Below are 18,174 nucleotides of genomic sequence, written 5' to 3' on the forward strand. Positions count from 1 at the left end.
CAACCCCACCATCCACACCATGGCGACCGCTCTGGAGAACCTGCTGCTGGACGCCGTCGGCGACCCGGAAACGGATCCGGCCGAGGCTGCGAGCGCGAGCGCGACCACCGAGAGGACCCACTCATGACCACGGCCCGGATTCCCCAGGCGGGTCCCCCGGCCGACCCTCAGGAAGCGCGGCGTGCGCAGGTCAGGTCGCTGCTCCAACGGGCCGGCGCTGCGCAGCGCGCCGAAGCGCCGGGGACGGCGATCCCGGTGGCCGATCCGGACGTGCGCGTGGCGTCGTACTCGCAGGAGCGGATGTGGTTCCTGGAGCAGATGATGCCGGGCTACAACACGTCCACCGTGATCAGGGTCCGGGGCGCTCTCGACGTCGATGTGCTGGCCCGGAGCTTCACGGTGGTCGCCGGGCGGCACGAGGTGCTGCGGACGGTCTTCGACGAGCGGGACGGCGCCCCCGTCCCCCGGGTGCAGCCAGCCGCGCCGGTCCCGGTCCTGGTGCATGACGCGGCCGGGGACAGCGCCGGTGAACGGCACACGGCGGGCGTCGAGTTCGCGCGTGAGCTGATGCGCGAACCGCTCTCGCTGGCCGTCGGTCCGGTCTTCCGGGTCGCCGTGGTGCGGTTGGCCGAGGACGACGCGCTGCTCGTGCTGGTAGTCCATCACATCGCGATCGACGGCACATCGATGCGGGTGCTGTGGTCGGAGTTGTCCCGGGCCTACGGGGCTCTGGCGGCCGGCCGCGAGCCGGACCTACCGCCGCTGTCCCTCCAGTACGGGGACTACGCGGCGTGGAGCCGGGTCCACCAGACGCAGGATCGGCTGCGGCACCAACTGGACCACTGGCGGGAGCGGTTGGCGGGAGCGAGCGCCGACGAACTGCCCACGGACCGGCCTCGGCCCGCCGTACGGTCCGGGAACGGCGCGCAGTTCTCCTTCACCGTCGACGGCGAGTTGGGGGCGGCCGTCAACCGCTTCTCGCGGGAGCACAACGCGACCGCGTTCATGACGTTGAACGCCGCGTTCAGCGTGGTCCTCGCCCGGCACAGCACAACCCGGGACGTCACCCTGGGCACACCGATCGCCGGCCGGGTGCGACCCGAACTCGACGAGCTGATCGGCTACTTCGTCAACACCCTGCTGATCCGCACCGAGTTGGCCGACGACCCGTCGTTCGAGGCGCTGCTGGCCCGGACCCGGTCGAACACCATCGCCTCCTACGAGCATCAGGAACTCCCCTTCGAGGCACTGCTGGAGGAGCTCCAGCCGGAGCGGGACCCCAGCCGCAACCCGCTGTTCCAGGTGCTCTTCTCCCTGGGCGACGAAGAGACGGACGACCTGGTGCTGCCCGGTCTGACGACGGAACGGGTGGAACTGATCGACGGCAAGTCACGGTTCGACCTGACCGTGGCCCTCACCCGGACAGGTGACACGTTCACCGGCGTCGCGTACTACGAGTCCGACCTCTTCGAACCCGCGACGATCAGCCGGCTGATGCGGCACTTCGTCACCTTCCTCCGCAACACGCTGGCTGCTCCCGCCCGGCCCGTCTCCCGTGTCGACATGGTCGACGAAGGCGAGCGCGACCGGCTCCTGGCAGCTGGCTTGGGTGAATCGGTGGAGTTCCCGGAGGGGTTGCTGGGCGATCTGGTGGACGGCGTCGCCGCGGCGACCCCGGATGCCACGGCGGTCACGGACTCCGAAACCACCCTGTCCTACGGGGAGTTGACCGGCCGCGCCAACCATCTAGCCGGGCGGTTGCAGGCTGCGGGGGTCCGTGCGGACACCCCGGTGGGTCTGTGGATGGACCGGTCCGTAGAAATGACGGTGACCCTCCTGGCCATCGTGAAAGCCGGCGGCGCCTTCCTGCCACTCGACCCCGACCTCCCGGTCGGCCGTGCGGTGCGACTCCTGACCGATGCGGGTGCGCCCGTGGTGTGTGTGGACGGGCAGCGCGCCGAATTGCTCACGGACAGTGCGATCACGGTTCTGGACTGCGGTCCGGGAACACTCACCGAGTCCTCACCGACCGCGCCGGACAGCGGTGTCACCGGGGACAACCTCGTCTCCGTCTACTACACCTCCGGCTCCACCGGCACCCCCAAGGGAGTCGCCTCCACCCACGCGGGCTGGGCCAACCGCATGCAATGGATGCAGGCCCAATACCCCCTGAACCCCGGCGAGAACGTCCTGCACAAAACAGTCCTCAGCTTCGACGACTCGGCTGTGGAGATCTTCTGGCCCCTCATCGCCGGCGCCACCATCGTCATGCTGCCACCCGGCCTGCACCGCGACCCGCGCGCCATCGCCAACTGGAGCACCCAACACGACATCGTCGCCCTCCACTTCGTCCCCTCAATGCTCGCCCTCTTCCTCGACGAGATCACCCCCGCACGACAACCCCTCACCCACCTCCGCCACGTCATCTCCAGCGGCGAAGCCCTCCGCCCCGACCTGGTGGCCGTATTCCATGACCGTCTCGCCCACACTCCGGCCCGTCTGCACAACCAGTGGGGGGCGACGGAGGTCTCTATCGACTCCACCAGCCACACGTGTGTCCCCCAGGACGAGCAGGCGAGCGAAGTACCCCTCGGCGAAGCCATCGCGAACAACCAAGTCCTGCTCCTGGACGCGCACTTCAACCCAGTACCCGACGGAGTACCCGGCGATCTCTATCTGGCGGGGGTGGGTCTGGCCCGCGGCTACCTCGGAGACGCCCGCAAGACCGCGGCTGCTTTCCCGCCGCACCCCTTCGCCAACAGCCTGCGCCTCTACCGCACCGGCGACCGCGGCATACGACGCCCCGACGGCACCCTCACCTTCCTCGGACGCGCCGACAGCCAGGTCAAGATCCGCGGCATCCGCATCGAACCCGCCGAGATCGAACACACCCTCCGTCGTCACCCCCACGTCCGCGACGCCGTCGTCACCAAATGGGAACCCACCCCCGGCGACCACCGCCTCGCCGCCTACATCACCACCGAGGACACGGCCGAAGACATCCCCGCCGGCCTCGCCACCCACCTCAGCGATCAACTCCCCCTCTACATGATCCCGTCCAGCATCACCGTGCTGGATCGCATCCCCGTCAACGCCAACGGCAAGACCGACTACCGAGCCCTGCCCCAACCAAAGGCGGCGGCACAGGACACCACCACCCAAGCCAGCGGAGCGGCCGAAGAACTCGTCGCCGCCATCTGGACCGAAGTACTCGACCAACCCGACCTCGACGTCCATGCCAACTTCTTCGCCCTGGGCGGCCATTCACTCCTCGCCACCCGCATCATCTCCCGACTCCGCACAGCCCTCTCCCCCGACATCCCCCTCGCCCTCATCTTCGACAACCCCACCATCCACACCATGGCCGAAGCAGTCGGACACCTCCTGCCCACGTCCGGTACGGCCGACGGGAGGACACCCTGATGACCACAAGTCCGATCGTGGAACGCGCGGTGGACACCGTACGGCGGGAGACCGGCTCGGGTCCTGCCCTGGACGCGCCGCTCTCCGCGGCGCAGCGACGGGTGTGGCTGCTCGAACACCTCCGTCCCGAACTCGTCGAATACAACATGGCGCAGGTCTTCGAACTGACCGGGCTGCTCGACGCGAACGCGCTCGACGCGGCGCTGAGGCTCGTCGTGGAGCGGCACACCGTCCTGCGGTCCAGAGTGGCGCAGGACGCGACCGGCGGCCCGCGGCTCCGCGTCGGACCGGCGTCGGCGATCCGGCTCCGGCACACCGATCTGCGGTACCTGACGGTCGGGCCGGCCTATGACGAGGCGTACCGGCTGAGCAACGCGGACATCCAGAGGCGGTTCGACCTCGCCACCGGCCCGTGGCTGCGCGCGCGGCTCACCGAACTCCCCGATCAGCGCTGGCTGTTCACCGTGGTCGTGCACCACATCGCGGTGGACGCGGCGTCGATGCAGATCCTGTGGCGGGAACTGTCCGAGGCGTACACGGCGTTGACCGCCGGCAGCCGTCCGGATCTGCCCGAGCTGCCGATTCAGTACGGGGACTACGCCGACTGGGCGGCCCGGCGGCTGGAGACGCCGGAGGCGGTCGCCGAGGTGGAGCACTGGAAACGGACCCTGGCCGGGTCGACGCCGACGGAGCTGCGCGGCGACCGGGCGCGGCCCGCGGTGCGCGGCGGCAAAGGTGCCCGGGTCTCCCACGTGATCGACGCCGAAGTCATCGACGGGGTGCGGGACTTGGCCCAGAAATACCGCGTGACGCCGTTCATGGTGCTGTTCTCGGCGTTCGCTGCCCTGGTCTCCCGACACACCGGGAGCCGGGACGTGACGATCGGCGTGCCGATGTCCGGTCGCACGCTTCAGGAGACGGAGGGCCTGATCGGGTTCTTCGTCAACACGGTCCTGCTACGCACCGGCCTGGAGGGCAATCCGACCTTCGCCGAACTCCTCTCCCGGGTCCGGGGTACCACGCTGGAGGCGTACGAGCACCAGGACGTGCCGTTCGACGTGCTGGTCGACGAGTTGCGGCCGGAGCGCGACCTGAGCCGCAACCCGCTGTTCCAGCTGCTGTTCAACCTGGTCGAGGAGCAGACCTCACTGCTGCGGCTGCCCCGGGTGTCGGCCCGGTCGCTGCCGGTCGAGGCGGACACCGCCCGCTTCGACCTGGACGTCACCGTGGTGACACAGGACCGCCGGATGGAGGTGCTGATCTCCTACGCGACCGAGCTCTTCGAGGCCGACACCATGGACAGGTTCGCGGAGCACTACCAGCGGATCCTGGCGCACGCGGTGCGGAGCCCCGAGACCAGGATCGGCGATCTGGACCTGCTGACGCCGGCCGAGGAACGGCTGCTGCTCTCCGACTGGAACGACACCGCCGCACCGGAATCTCCCCTGCTCGTGCCCGAGCTGGTGGACCGGCAGGCCGAGCTCACGCCGGACGCGGTGGCCGTACGGGGCCTGGACGGCACGGAGCTCACCTACGCCCAACTGGTGCGCAGGGCATCGGAGTTGGCGTCCGTGCTGCGGGACCAAGGCGCGGGCCGGAACGCCCCGGTGGGCGTGATGGTCGAGCGGTCCCCGGAGTTGCTGGTCGCGCTGCTCGCGGTCCTCAAGTCGGGCGCGGCCTATCTCCCTCTGGAGTCCGACTATCCACCGGAGCGGTTGGCGTACGTGCTGGCGGACAGCGGGGCGCGGCTGCTGCTGGGGCGACCCGAGCTGGTGGCCGGGCTGGAACTGGACGCGGGTGTTCGGGTCGTGGACATCGGCGCGCCGCCGCCGCTGCCGCCCGGAGAGCCGCCGGCGCCGGTGACGCTGCGGCCGGACGACTTGGCGTACGTCATCTACACCTCCGGTTCGACCGGTCGTCCCAAGGGGGTGATGGTGCCTCACCGGGGCCTGGTCAACTTCGCCCTGCACATCGCCCGTACCCTCGGCCTCTCCGGTGACGACGTGCTGTGCACGGTGACCACCGTGGCGTTCGACGCGTCGGTGCTGGAGCTGTTCGTGCCGCTGGTCAGCGGCGCCCGGATGGTCGTCGTGGACCGGGAGACCGCCTCGGACGGCGCCGCCCTGGCCGGCGCGCTGGCGGAGTCCGGCGCCACGGTCCTGGCAGCGACCCCGGCCACCTGGCATCTGCTGCTGCTCGGCGGCTGGCAGGGCGGCGACCTCCAGGCCGTCACCGGCGGCGAGGCGCTCTCCCCGCAATTGGCCCGGGAACTGGCGCCGCGCGTGTCGCGGCTGTGGAACCTGTACGGGCCGACCGAGACCACCGTCTACTCGACGCTGCACCGGATCGTCCCGGACGATACAGCGGGACCGGTCTCCATCGGGCTGCCGATCGCCAACACCCAGGTGCACCTGGTGGACGACCGGATGCGGCTGGTGCCGGTCGGGGCCGTCGGCGAACTGGTCATCGGCGGCGTGGGCGTCACCCGCGGCTACGCCGGACGGCCCGGACTGACCGCGGAGCGGTTCGTGCCCGACCCGTTCGGTGCCGACGGCCGGCTGTACCGCACGGGCGACCTGGCCCGTCGGCGCACCGACGGCACGCTGGAGTACATCGGCCGGGAGGACTCCCAGGTCAAGATTCGCGGCCACCGGATCGAACTGGGCGAGATTGAGGCGGCCCTCCAGCAGTACCCGGCGGTGGCGCGGGCCGCAGTGATCACCTCGGGCGAGGACATGGCTCGGCGGATCATCGGCTACGTGTCCTGGCGGGGCGAGCCCGACGAGCCCGGCCTGCGCGGCTTCCTGCGCGAGCGGCTGCCGCAGTACATGGTCCCGGCCGTGCTGGTGGGCCTGGACCGGATGCCGCTCACCCCGAACGGCAAGGTGGACCGCAAGCGGCTGCCCGAGCCGGCCGCGGAAGGAAGCACCGAGCCGGTCGCGCCCCGGGACTCGCTGGAGCTGCGGGTCACCTCGCTCTGCGAGCAGGTCCTCGGCCGGTCACCGGTGGGCGTGCGCGACGACTTCTTCGCTGCGGGCGGCAACTCCCTGAGCGCCTTCGAACTGGTCGAGGCGGTACGGCGGGAGCTGGGCGTGAGCGTGCCGCTGAGCACGTTTTTCAGGACGCCGACGATCGAGGCGCTGTGCGGGGCACTGCCCGGGATGTCAGCCGTCTCCGAACGGCTGCTGGTGCCCCTGGCGTCGGCTTCACCGACCACCGGTTCGCCGCTGTTCCTGGTCCACCCGCACGGCGGCGGTGTCAGTTCCTACATGGGTCTGGCCAGGGAACTGGACGGCCACGTCGACCTGTACGGCGTCGAGGCGGTCGGGTACAACACCGACGTGGCGCCGCTGCGCACCGTCGAGGAGATCGCCGAGCGCTATCTGGCCGACATCTCCGAGGTGGTGCCGGAGGGTCCGGTGCTGCTCGGCGGCTGGTCGTTCGGCGGTGTCGTCGCCTTCGAGATGGCGGCGCGATTGGAGCGGGCGGGCCGGAAGGTCGCCGCGCTGGTGCTGCTGGACTCGCCGGTGCCGGGGTCCGCGGACCTCGTCGGCGACGAGGACGTGCTCTCCCGGTTCGGTGCCGACGCCGGACTGTCGGCGCAGCAGATGGACACGCTCGACGACAACGCGCTGATCGCCGCCCTGGTCCGGCGGTCCCACCAGGACGGCCGGCTGCCCGACCGGATCGAGTCCACCGCCGTGCGCCGCATGGTGGAGGTGGCCCGCGCCAACGGGGTGGCCGCCGGACAATACCGGCCCGGCACCGTCCTCGACGCCGATGTCCATCTGATCACGGTCTCCGAGGCCCACCCGACCCTCAAGAGCCCCGACGTCGACCCGGACGCCTGGCGGGCGCTGACCCGGGGCGCGGTCGCCACCGCGCCGGTGCCGGGCAACCACCACGACATGGTGCACCCGCCCCACGTCGGTGAACTGGCCGCGCGGATCGCCGAAATCGTCCGACCCCACCAGGCCGCGGCCACGTGAGGGGCGACGACGCCGGCCGGACGCGGGGCCGCCACGGCCCCGCGTCCCCGGGCCCGCCCGACGAGGCAGGACGCGACACCTCCATTCCCACACCCGTACGTTCAAGGAGGCGTAGGTGAAGAACGGCGTGCAGAGCCAGGACTTGCTGTCCGTACAGGACATGCACGGCCCGGCACAGAGGGAGCTGGTGCCCCCGCACCTGGAGCACGGCGTGCTCATAGGCACCGGAACCGCCCCCAGCCACCACGGCGAACTGCTCCAGGGGGTGTTCGAGGACGACGGCGTACTCCACCGCGGTCTGGTGACGCTCCCCTGTTCCTTGTTCGCCAGCAACGCGGTGGTGCGGCTGAGCCCATGGCAGCCGGAGCTGACGGTCACCCCGGCGTGGAAGACGAAAGCCCTCGGCGCCGTCCGCACCACACTGGAGGTGCTCGGTCTGAGCGACTACGGCGGCGAGCTGGAGCTGCGGAGCGACGTCGCCGTCGGACGCGGCCTGGGCTCGTCGACCAGCGATGTGACGGCGGCGATCTTCGCGGTGCTGTCCGCGGTCGGCCGCACCCTCTCGCCGGAGCGGATCGCCCGGATCGCGGTCGCCGCCGAGGCGGCCACCGACCCCTTGGTCTACTCCGACCGGATGGTGCTGTTCGCGCACCGCGAGGGCCTGGTGATCGAGGACTTCCACCGGCCGGTGCCGCCGCTGACGGTGGTCGGCTTCTCCACGACGGAAACGGAGATCGACACGCTGGCGCTGCCGCGGGCGCGGTACAACGCCTGGGAAATCGAATGCTTCCGGGCGCTGCGCGGCCTGATGCGCCGGGCCGTGGCCCGGGGCGATCACCGAGAGCTCGGCCGGATCGCCACGGCGAGTGCCCGCATCAACCAACGGTTCCTGCCGGTACCGCGCTTCGACCGCGTACTGGAGATCGCCGAGGAGACCGAGGCGCTGGGCGTGCAGGTGGCCCACAGCGGCACGGTCGCCGCCCTGCTCTTCGCACCCCACCAGCCCGGGGTGGAGCAGCGCACGGCGCTGGCCGCCCGCCGGCTCGCCGAACTGCGCATCACCGACCATTGGCGCTACACAGCCGGGAGCGACTCTCATGTCCCGTACGCACACCAGTCGTAGGGCCTTCGCGAGCGCGGTCGACGGTCACGCCCTGCCGAAGGTCATCCAGGTCGGTCCCAACGTGTACGGGGCCGCCTTCCATCTGATGAAACTGCTGCCCGCGCAGTTCATCCTCACCAGTGCCATCGAGACCGGTGAACTCACCGAGGGCACCACGGTCGTGGAGACCACGTCCGGAACCTTCGGGCTCGGGCTCGCGATGGTGTGCCGGCTCAAGGGCATCCCCCTGACCCTCGTCGGGGACCCGGCGATCGAGCCGCCGCTGCGCCGCCGGCTGGAGGCGCTCGGCGCCCGGGTGATCATCGTCTCCGGCCCCGAACTGCGTACCCGTGGCGTGCAGCAGGCCCGGCTGGACCGGGTGGCCCGCGTCCAGGCACGGCTGGGCTCGTACTACACCCCCGGTCAGTACGACAACCCGCTCAACCCGGTGTCGTACGGTGCCGTCGCCGAACTGCTGCTGGAGAGCGTGGGCACGTTCGACGCGCTGGTCTGCCCGGTCGGCTCGGGCGGCTCGTCGTCCGGGATCGGCTCGTTCCTGCGGGCACTGAACCCGCAGTTGAAGCTGATCGGGGTGGACACCCCGGGAAGTGTGCTGTTCGGCGCACCTGCCGGGCCCCGGCAACTGCGCGGGCTGGGCAACGGCCTGGTGCCGCCCGTCCTGGAGCACACCCTGTTCGACGAGGTCCACTGGCTGGATGCCGAGACGGCGTTCACCGCGACCCGGCGGCTGCACTCCGAGCACGCCCTCTACATGGGGCCGACCAGTGGTGCCGCGCACCATGTGGCGCGCTGGTACGCCGAGCGACATCCGGAGCTGCGGGTGATGGCGCTCTTCCCCGACGAGGGCCACCGCTACACCAACACTGTCCACAACGCCGTGTGGCTGCGCCGCAACGGCTTCCTCACCTCGCCGCCCGGGGCGCCCCGCACGCTGGACCACCCCTCCCAGGCCGCCGGCAGTTGGTCCCGGTTCTCCTGGGGCCGGCGTACACGTGACGAGGTCGTCGCCCTCATGGAAGGAGTGACCGCATGACCCAGGACGTGTTCGTCCTCGTCGAGAGCAACACCACCGGTACGGGCCGGCTGTTCCCCGCGGCGGCCCGCGCGCTCGGCCTGCACCCGGTACTGCTGGCCGCCGACCCGTCCCGGTACGCCTCAGTGGGCGGCGCCGAGGTGGTCCCCACCGACACCGACAGCGTGGCCGCGGTGGTCGACGCCTGCCGACGCCTGGCCGTCGGACGGCGTGTCGCGGGCGTCGCCACCAGCTCCGACTACTACGTGGAGACGGCGGCCGCCACGGCCACCGCTCTCGGCCTTCCGGCGAACTCCCCCGAGGATCTCGCCGCCGTCCGCGACAAGGGCACGCAGCGGGCCCGGCTCGCCGCGGCCGGGGTGCGCGTGCCCCGGTTCACGGTGGCCGGGACGGTCGAGGAAGTCCTGGCCGCGGCCGAGGAGACCGGTTACCCGGTGGTCGTCAAACCGGTCATGGGCAGCGGCAGCCTCGGAGTGCTGCTGTGCTCGGACCCCGCGCAGACGGCCGGGCACGCCCGCGCCCTGCTGGACCGCGGGTTCGACGAGCGCGGCCGGGCGGTGCCGCGCCGGGTCACGGTCGAGGAGTTCGTGAGCGGCGCGGAGTATTCGGCGGAGGTCCTCGACGGCACCGTGGTCGGGATCACCGCCAAACACCTCGGGGCACCGCCCCTGTTCGTCGAGACCGGGCACGACTTCCCCGCCTCCCTGGCACCGGCCGCGCACGAGGCGGTGACCGAGGCCGCCGAGGCGGCCGTACGAGCCCTCGGTGTCGCTCTCGGTCCGGCGCACGTGGAACTGCGCCTCGGCCCCGTCGGACCGGTCCTGATCGAGGTCAACCCACGGCTGGCGGGCGGCTGGATCCCCCGGCTGGTGCGGGAGGCGACCGGGGCCGACCTGATCCTGGCCACGGTCGCGGCGTTCAGCGGCCGGGAGGCCCCGGTGGCCGCCACGGTGGCCCGGGGCGCGGCGATCCGGTTCGTGGTGGCCGAGGACAGCGGCCGGCTGCGCGGCTTCGAGGGCGTGGCACAGGCCTGCGCCGTTCCCGGCGTGGTCGACGTCGAGACCTACCGGGAGCCGGGAGCGGAGATCGTCGTCGGCGGCGACTTCCGGGACCGGATCGGACATGTGCTGGCCCGAGGCGGGTCCGCCGCCGAGGCCGCGGAAGCCGCGGCCGAGGGTGTGCGCCGCATCAAGCCGACCCTGACTGTCCGTCAGGAGGTGTCGGCGTGACGGACTCCGGCCGCCTGCGCAGCGCCGCCTCCCCCGAGATCCGCCGCATGCTCCTTGAGCGGCGCGACCCGCCGAGGGTCGGCTGGAAGACCGAACTCGACCGGATCACCCATGTCGACCTCGCGCACGTCGTCATGCTCGCCGAACGGCAGATCGTCGGTGTACGGACCGCGTCCACCCTGCTGGCGGCGATCACGGAGCTGCGCGAGAGCGACTACCTGCCACTGGAGACCAGGCCCGCCCCGCGCGGTCTCTACCTGGCCTACGAGTCCCATCTGATCGAGACGCTCGGCGACGAGACCGGCGGTGTCCTCCAGACCGGCCGGTCCCGCAACGACCTCGGCGTCACCTGCCTCCAGCTGGCGCTGCGCGAACCGTACCGCCGGCTGTCCGAGGAACTGGGCGAGTTGGGCCGGGTCCTGCTGGAACGCGCCCAGGAGCATCGCGAGGTGCTCATGCCCGCCTACACCCACTTCCAGGCGGCCGTGCCGGTTACGTACGGCCACTACCTGCTGGGGCTGGCGCAGACCTTCGAGCGGGACGCCCGGGCGCTGGCACAGGCCGGCGAGGGGCTTGAGCTGTGCCCGCTGGGCGCCGGGTCGATCGGCGGGACGACCGTCGCCATAGATCCGCGGCGTACGGCCGAACTCCTCGGCTTCGGCGAGCCGGTCCGCAACTCGGTCGATGCCATCGCCACCCGGGACACCGCGCTGCGGCTGCTGTCGGCGGCCGTGGTGCTGGGGGTCACCCTCGACCGGGCCGCCCTCGACCTGTTGATGTGGTCGAGCGCGGAGTTCGGGCTGGTGTCGATCCCCGACGGGCTGGTCGGGTCGAGTTCGATGATGCCGCAGAAGCGCAACGCTTTCGTCCTGGAGCATGTGCAGGGCAAGTCAGCCGCCGCTCTCGGCGGGCTGACGGCCGCTGTGAGCGCGATGCGGGGCACGCCGTTCACCAACTCCATCGCGGTCGGCACCGAGGCGATGGCCCATGTGATGCCGGCCCTGGATGCCACCATCGACGCGGTGAAGATCCTGCGGCTGGCCTACGACGGGGCCCGGCCGATCGCCAGGGCCATGGAGGACCGGGCGACCGCGGGGCTGACACACGCGACCGCCACCGCGGAGTGGCTGGTGCGGCAGGGGGTGCCGTTCCGGCGAGCTCACCACCAGGTCGGGGAGGCCGCCCTCGCCGTCGTGGAGGGACGGGCCGACTCGCTCGGCGCGGCTCTCGACGCACAGGGCCACACGACGGCCGGCGAGTCCGCCGACCTGCGGCCGGGGACCGTGTGGCGGGCGGCCGAGTACGGCGGTGGCCCCGGCCCCGCCTCGTTCCTGCACTGCCACGGACAGCTCACCCCGCGCTGGGACGACCACCGCACCCGGCTGGCCAAGGAGACCGGCCGCTGGCGCGACGCCGACGAGAACCTGCGGGACGCGGTGGCCCTGGTGCATGACCGGAGCCAGGACACCACCCGGCTGCCGGATCCGAACCCGAGGAGGAACTTCCATGCCGAGCACTGACCGCGACGCGTTCGCGCCGCCCGTCGTCGAACTACGCAGCGACACCTTCACCCTGCCGACGGCCCGGATGCTGGAGGAGATGACGAAGGCGCCGCTCGGCGACGACGTCTATGGCGAGGACCCCACCGCCCGTGAGCTGGAGGAACTGGCCGCCGAGCTGCTGGGCATGGAGGACGCCTGCTTCATGCCGAGCGGCACCATGGGCAACCTGGCGGCCCTCCTCGCCCACTGCCCGCGCGGCACCAAGGCCCTCGCCGGCGCCGAGTCCGACATCTACGTCTACGAGGCCGGCGGGGCCTCCTACTGCGGCGGCGTGATCGTCGAACCGGTGGCCAACCGGGCCGACGGCACCATGGCGCTCGCCGACATCGAAGCCGCCTTCCCGGAGGACCCCGAGGACCCGCAGTTCGCGCTGCCCGCCGTGCTGTGTGTGGAGAACCCGCAGAACCGCTGCGGCGGGCGGGTACTGCCGCTGGAGTACCTGGCCGAGGTCCGGGCGCTGGCTCGGGCCCGCGGGGTGGCGGTCCATCTGGACGGGGCCCGCCTCTTCAACGCGGCGCTCGTCCTCGGCGTCCCCGTGCACGTCATCGCCGGATACGCGGACTCGGTGCAGTTCTGTCTGTCGAAGGGGCTGTCCGCGCCGGTCGGCTCGATGGTCGCCGGCAGCGCCGAGTTCGTCCGGTCCGTGCGCCGCATCCGCAAGATGCTGGGCGGCGGCATGCGGCAGGCCGGGGTGCTGGCCGCGGCCGGACTGGTCGCGCTACGGGAGATGACGCTGCGGCTCGGCGAGGACCACGCCACGGCGCGCCGGCTGGCCGAGGGGCTGGCCGCGCTGCCGGGGGTCGTGGTGGAGCCGGTCGAGACCAACATGGTGTTCTTCCGGATCGACGCCCCCGGCCTGACGCAGGCCCGGTTCATCGAGCAGGCCTGGGAGCAGGGCGTGCGCCTCGCCGAACTGGGCCGCGGCCGGATCCGGGCGGTCACGCACGCCGGGGTGGACGGCTCCGACGCCGACCGCGCCCTGGTGGTCTTCCGGAACATCCTGCTGCCGCAGGCCGCCGCCGCCTGAGCCTTGTTCCCGACCGACCGATTCCCCTGCCTACGAACCCTTTCCACGTCCCGTCCGCACCACTCGCTCCACACCCATCCCTGAAACAGCTCCACCACACGATCGGAGAATCGTCATGCAGCACAACTCCCAGCAGTGGCTCGTGGTCGTCAACGACGAGGAGCAGTACTCCATCTGGGCTGCCGACCGCGACATCCCGCAGGGCTGGCGCGCGGTCGGCGTCAGCGGTCCGAAGGAGGACTGCCTCGACCACATCGAGCGCACCTGGACCGACATGCGCCCGCTGAGCCTGCGCTCAGCCACCGCCGCGTAGGCCTCCGGCTGATCGGGTCACAGAAGATCACCGGCGCCTGACGGCGCCGGTGATCGGCGTGTGGTGCGTGCGCTGGACGGCGGAGGCGGAAGTCGACGCGATGGGAGTCCCCCGGTCGAACGAAACCGAGACCGAGGAAGTCGGCGCCCGACGACAACGCCGCAGATGTGCGTGCCACACCCCGCGTCCGCGACCTGATCCGCCGGCACCCCGCACCGCGGAACACGTACGTCGAGATCCGCGAGCGCGCTGACAGATGTATCAGCGGCTACGACGCCGACGGTTTCACCGTCGACGTCGTGCCGGAGAACGCGCGTTCCGGCACGTACTCGCTTCCGCGCCGGAACCTCGGTCCGGCGGAGAACCACGAGCGCGGCACGAAGACCGGATCGACGGGACGGGGATGGACACCTACCTGCTCGACGGGGCCCAACGCGCCTGGACACCTCACCGCGAACCGGCGGCGCGGCCGGGAGCGGCTGCCTGTTCGACTCGTCGCCGGAGCTCGAAGCGGCGACCGACGGGACCGGCCGGCACGTCGTCGAGGTCAAACGGGCCGACCCTGGCTACAACGTCGTCCGCACGCCGGGCTCGCCGACCGCCACCTTCCGGGCGCGGTCCTCGGGACCGACCCGGTGCATCACCGTCGCGCGCCAGCGCCGGGGTTCACGGCGCGCCTCCGCGTACAGGTGGCGGACGTGATTGAGGACCGAGAACCGGGGTTCGTCACCGCCGAGGCTCTCCGGCCGCACCAGGCCGTATGTCAGCAGCGTGAAGACGATGATGGCGGCGTCGGCCCCGGACGTCCCGACGATCGTCGCCGCCTCGGCGACCGACCAACTGAGGTGGTGGCGGGCAACGGCGGCGAGGAAGGAGACGCCGGCCGGGCTGAGCTGGCCCAGGGTACGGCGCAGCCGGACCACCAGGTCGCGTGAGGTGTCCGCGGTCATCGGCGGCGCGGTCAGGCCGAACGGGCTTCGCTCCACCTCCGCGAGCAGCTCCGGCAGGGAGCGTACGAGGGCCCAACTACCGGCGAACTCCAAGGTCCTGGGCAGTCCGTCGAGGCGCCGGCACAGTTCGGCGACGACCACGGCGTCGGAGTCGTCCAGCCGAAACAGGGGGTTGCCGGCCCGGATGCGGCTGCACAGCAGCTGTACGGATGGCACCTCTGCCAGCAGCGCCGGGTCCGTCTCGGCGCCGGAGGCGGGCACCGGCAGCGGGGCGAGGCGCAGGATCTGCTCGCCCGGAACGCCGCACGGCCCGCTCGCGGTGAGCAGGATCCGCAGCCGGGGGTGGGCGTGCATCAGCGCGACCAACTGGGCCGCGCCGGCCGCGAGTTCGGCGTCGTCCAGCACCAGCACGGTCCGCTCCTCGGGGGCGCGGTCGGCGAGTTCGCCGGCGGGGATCTCCTCGCCGCGTGCCTGCCACAGGATCCGGGTGCCGTCCGCAGCGGCCCGACGCATGCCCTCGGCGGCGAGGTGCGACTTCCCGACCCCTCCTATGCCGACGATGGACACCAGCCGTCCGCCCGGCTGTCCCAGCAGGTCGGTGAGAGCAGCCACTTCGGTTTCCCGGCCGATCAGCGGGCCCCGGACGAGCCAGGGCGTGAGGCCGCGGCCCTCATTCTCGGGATGGCCTCCAGTGCCTGGGCGGCGCCGGGCCGCGTCCAGCAGCGTCTCGCGCTGCGTATGGCCCAGCCGCAGTCCGTCCGCCAGCAGCCGGATCGTGTCCAGCCGCGGGGAGCGGACCTTGCCCTGCTCCAGGTTGCCTATGGCGCGCACGCTCACTGTGGTGAGGTCCGCGAGATGCCGCTGGGTGAGTCCGGCGCGCCTGCGGTGGCCTCTCAAAAGGGCGCCGAGGTCCGGCTGGGTTCGGATGTCGTTCATGACTCGCTCCGGTGGGCCGTTCCGAGGTACTGGTGGAACCGGTGGACGGGACGCCATCCGAGTGGGTCTCCCGGTGCCGTTCCCCGGTGTCGTTGCCGGGCATCTCCAGTGGATGCCGCGTGTCTGCCGAACGCCGGCGCGCCGTCAGCTCCAGGGGTTCGTGTCGTCCGTGGAGTTGCCGTCGGCCTGCACGGTGACCGTCCGCTGCGGGTGCACCGCGGCCTCGGCCGCCGCCGAGCCCAGGAGAGCGGCCAGCGCCGCGACGACGACGAGGACCTTCACGTGCTTCACGACCGGTGCGAAGGTGCTGTTCATGGTGGTTTCCTGTCTCTCCCCCGGCCCGCTGCCGGACTTCTGGAAGGAAAGTTAGGAGTGGCTGTAATCACGCCACTTTGACGCCGCTATCCCTCTTCGATAGCCGCTCTGACCTGCAGATTCGACGTGTCGCGACCGCCAGGCGGCCGTCCCGGGACGGCCCCGAAGGACAGTACGGTGATCTGCGCCGCGTACGTCACCTCCTGCTCCCACAGATGCCAGCACACCCGCTCCAGGCCGCGTTTCAGATAGCGGCGGTAGGTGCTGAAGGACAGCGCGAGTTCCCGGGCCACCGCCTGCTGCGTGCTGCCGCCCTTGACATACGTCGCCCAGACCGCCGCCCGCTGTCCCTTCGCCTTGGGGTCCTGATCGATGGACTCGATCGCCCGTACGACGAGCCGACGCAGATTCTCCTCCGGGTCACCGGAGCGCCGGGCGACGAACGCGGCGTGCAGCAGCGGGTTGGCGGCCAGCCGCTCGCGCTGATGCCAGACGCGCAGCATGTCGTGGACGGCCTGGTCGAAGGCCGACCGGGACAGGACGGTCGTGCGGAGCGGTCTGGATATCCCGGGTGTGCGCAGTCCGAAGAACATCCGGTCGTCGAGCAGGTCGCACCATTCGCTCATTCCCGTGGTCCCCCAGTCGTGTCCGAAGAGGGTGACTCTCTGTGCGGCGAGTTGCGGCCCACTGGGCAGGCGGCGGAAGTCCGCGTACTCCGGCAGGCAGTCGGGGCCGTCCCCGCCCCGTACGTGGAAGGTCCAGGCGAGCCGGTCCTGGACGTGCAACTCGCGGGTGACGCGGGCCAGCATGGCGGTGGTGGTGGCCGGCAGGTCGCGCGGGCGCCGACGGAGCAGGGCGAACCGCACCACGTTCACCCGCTGTCCCGGGCGCAGTTCCCGGTGTGACGCAACATGCTCGCGCACGACGGCGACCACCGGGTCGATCGCGGTCTCCGCGGCGTCCCACCGGTCGAAGGTCAACAGGCCCAGCACACCGACGACTTCGCCGGTACGTGCGCTGCGGTAGAGGAAGAAGCCGCGGGGCTGGCGGTGCAGCCAGAAGTCGACGGCGTCGACGCCCTCCGCGCCGAGGCGTTCGTGCGCGAGATCCCGTACGGCGGGCAGGTCCTCGGCTTCACAGGTGGTCTCGTACACCGCCTCGCGCCCGGGATCGGCGTACTCGTCGAGGCCGGGGTCGACGAAGCGCCGGCCACGGGTCTGGATGTGGTTGAAGGCCCTCGCGGCGCCCAGGGAGACCGGCTCGGGGCGGGTGCGGATCACGGTCTGGAGGTGCGCGCGCAGGGCCTTGTGCAGGGACAGGTAGGCGTCGGGCGCGCGCCAGCGGAGGTCGCGGTCGAGAGCTTCGGCGACCACGGGCAGCAGCCTCAGTCCGGCGCGGCCGCTGGTGGTGTAAGACAGGCGACGCAGCCAGTCGAAGACCTCGTGGACCTGTTCCGGCAGGAAGGCCCGCAGCAGTTCCTCGGTGGTCCCGGGGAGGTGGGCGCAGATCTCCAGCGCCTGCCGGTGCAGGGGCGAGGGGACCGGGCCCACCAGGTGGTCAAGGAGTTCCGCGACGACCTCGGGTGTGGGCTGCCAGTCGTCGCCGGGCGGCACGTCCCGGTCCCGTGCGGCGAGCCGCAGGGCGAGGGGATGGCCGGCGGCGAAGGCGAGCCGCGCGCTGCGGGCGGTGATCCGGCCGGGTGCGGCGTCCTGGAGGAGCCGCCCCGACTCGCCGCGGGACAGGCGGTCCAGGCGTGCGACGCCCAGGGTGTCGGCCCAGGCCGGGTCGGTGCGCCAGCGGAGGCCGGGCGGTTCGCGGCCGGCGAGCACGACCAGCGAGCCCGGTGGCAGGCCCGTGAGAAAGCGGTCCCTGAACCAGTCCTCCAGCGGGCCGAGCCGGTCGGCACCGTCCACGAGGAGCACCGGCCGCCCGGTGCGGGGGACGTCCGCGGCAGGCGCGAAGGCGTCCTCGGTGGGTTCGGTGCGTGCCGCGTCCACCTCGACGACGTCCCGTCCGCGCCGCCGGGCCTCAACGGCGAACCGGCGCAGGAGTTGGGTCTTGCCGATGCCGCTGGGCCCGTGCAGCGCCAGCACGGGGACTGTCTCCGGCGGTCGATCCAACTCCGCGCGGAACAGGGCCAGTTCGTTCTCCCGGCCAACGAAGCCGCGCAGGAACGTCGCTTCCCGGTCTCGGACGGGGGCGTCGGTGGCAGGCCGCCGCGGCGCCGGAGCGCTGTGCGGGTTCATGTGGGGACTGGTACCTCTGCTCGACACG

General features: G+C 71.7%; 11 protein-coding genes. 8 read left to right on the forward strand and 3 right to left on the reverse strand.

The annotated features are described in order from the left end of the window. Window positions 1-123: 123 nt before the first annotated feature. From JHN63_RS18755 to JHN63_RS18790, 8 genes are all read left to right on the forward strand, one after another. Window positions 124-3,423 carry a non-ribosomal peptide synthetase gene (locus JHN63_RS18755; protein WP_200682229.1) on the forward strand — a complete coding sequence of 1,100 codons (3,300 nt, stop codon included), beginning with the start codon at window positions 124-126 and terminating at the stop codon, window positions 3,421-3,423. Continuing rightward, window positions 3,423-7,412, forward strand: a complete 3,990-nt coding sequence (locus JHN63_RS18760) for an amino acid adenylation domain-containing protein (RefSeq protein ID WP_200682230.1) — start codon at window positions 3,423-3,425, stop codon at window positions 7,410-7,412. The genes JHN63_RS18755 and JHN63_RS18760 overlap by 1 nt, the downstream gene beginning before the upstream one ends. 115 nt (window positions 7,413-7,527) lie before the next feature. Continuing rightward, entirely contained in the window at window positions 7,528-8,535 is a 1,008-nt protein-coding gene (locus JHN63_RS18765; RefSeq protein ID WP_200682231.1) for a GHMP kinase, read from the forward strand. Then, window positions 8,510-9,568 carry a pyridoxal-phosphate dependent enzyme gene (locus tag JHN63_RS18770; RefSeq protein ID WP_200682232.1) on the forward strand — a complete coding sequence of 353 codons (1,059 nt, stop codon included), beginning with the start codon at window positions 8,510-8,512 and terminating at the stop codon, window positions 9,566-9,568. The genes JHN63_RS18765 and JHN63_RS18770 overlap by 26 nt, the downstream gene beginning before the upstream one ends. After that, entirely contained in the window at window positions 9,565-10,797 is a 1,233-nt protein-coding gene (locus tag JHN63_RS18775) for an ATP-grasp domain-containing protein (protein ID WP_200682233.1), read from the forward strand. The genes JHN63_RS18770 and JHN63_RS18775 overlap by 4 nt, the downstream gene beginning before the upstream one ends. After that, window positions 10,794-12,317, forward strand: coding sequence for an argininosuccinate lyase (gene argH, locus JHN63_RS18780; RefSeq protein ID WP_200682234.1), 1,524 nt, complete (start codon window positions 10,794-10,796; stop codon window positions 12,315-12,317). Before JHN63_RS18775 ends, argH begins: the two co-directional genes overlap by 4 nt. Further along, entirely contained in the window at window positions 12,304-13,386 is a 1,083-nt protein-coding gene (locus JHN63_RS18785; protein WP_200682235.1) for a GntG family PLP-dependent aldolase, read from the forward strand. The genes argH and JHN63_RS18785 overlap by 14 nt, the downstream gene beginning before the upstream one ends. 115 nt (window positions 13,387-13,501) lie before the next feature. Continuing rightward, window positions 13,502-13,699, forward strand: a complete 198-nt coding sequence (locus JHN63_RS18790) for an MbtH family NRPS accessory protein (protein ID WP_200682236.1) — start codon at window positions 13,502-13,504, stop codon at window positions 13,697-13,699. Between the two features lie 566 nt (window positions 13,700-14,265). Here the strand turns inward: JHN63_RS18790 and JHN63_RS18795 are convergent. The 3 genes from JHN63_RS18795 to JHN63_RS18805 all read right to left on the reverse strand — a co-directional run bounded on the left by JHN63_RS18795 (window position 14,266) and on the right by JHN63_RS18805 (window position 18,146). After that, the gene (locus tag JHN63_RS18795; RefSeq protein WP_200682237.1) at window positions 14,266-15,585 is read right to left on the reverse strand and encodes a helix-turn-helix domain-containing protein; all 1,320 of its coding nucleotides are present in this window, start codon (window positions 15,583-15,585) and stop codon (window positions 14,266-14,268) included. 144 nt (window positions 15,586-15,729) lie between these two features. Beyond that, a complete protein-coding gene (locus JHN63_RS18800) occupies window positions 15,730-15,900 on the reverse strand; it encodes a hypothetical protein (protein WP_200682238.1) in 171 nt (56 codons plus the stop codon). An 86-nt stretch (window positions 15,901-15,986) separates the two neighbouring features. Next, entirely contained in the window at window positions 15,987-18,146 is a 2,160-nt protein-coding gene (locus JHN63_RS18805) for an AAA family ATPase (protein ID WP_200682239.1), read from the reverse strand. Window positions 18,147-18,174: the final 28 nt, after the last annotated feature.

Origin of the sequence: Streptomyces sp. MBT65 (genome assembly GCF_016612545.1) — a bacterium.
In the GTDB taxonomy this organism is placed as follows: Bacteria; Actinomycetota; Actinomycetes; order Streptomycetales; family Streptomycetaceae; genus Streptomyces.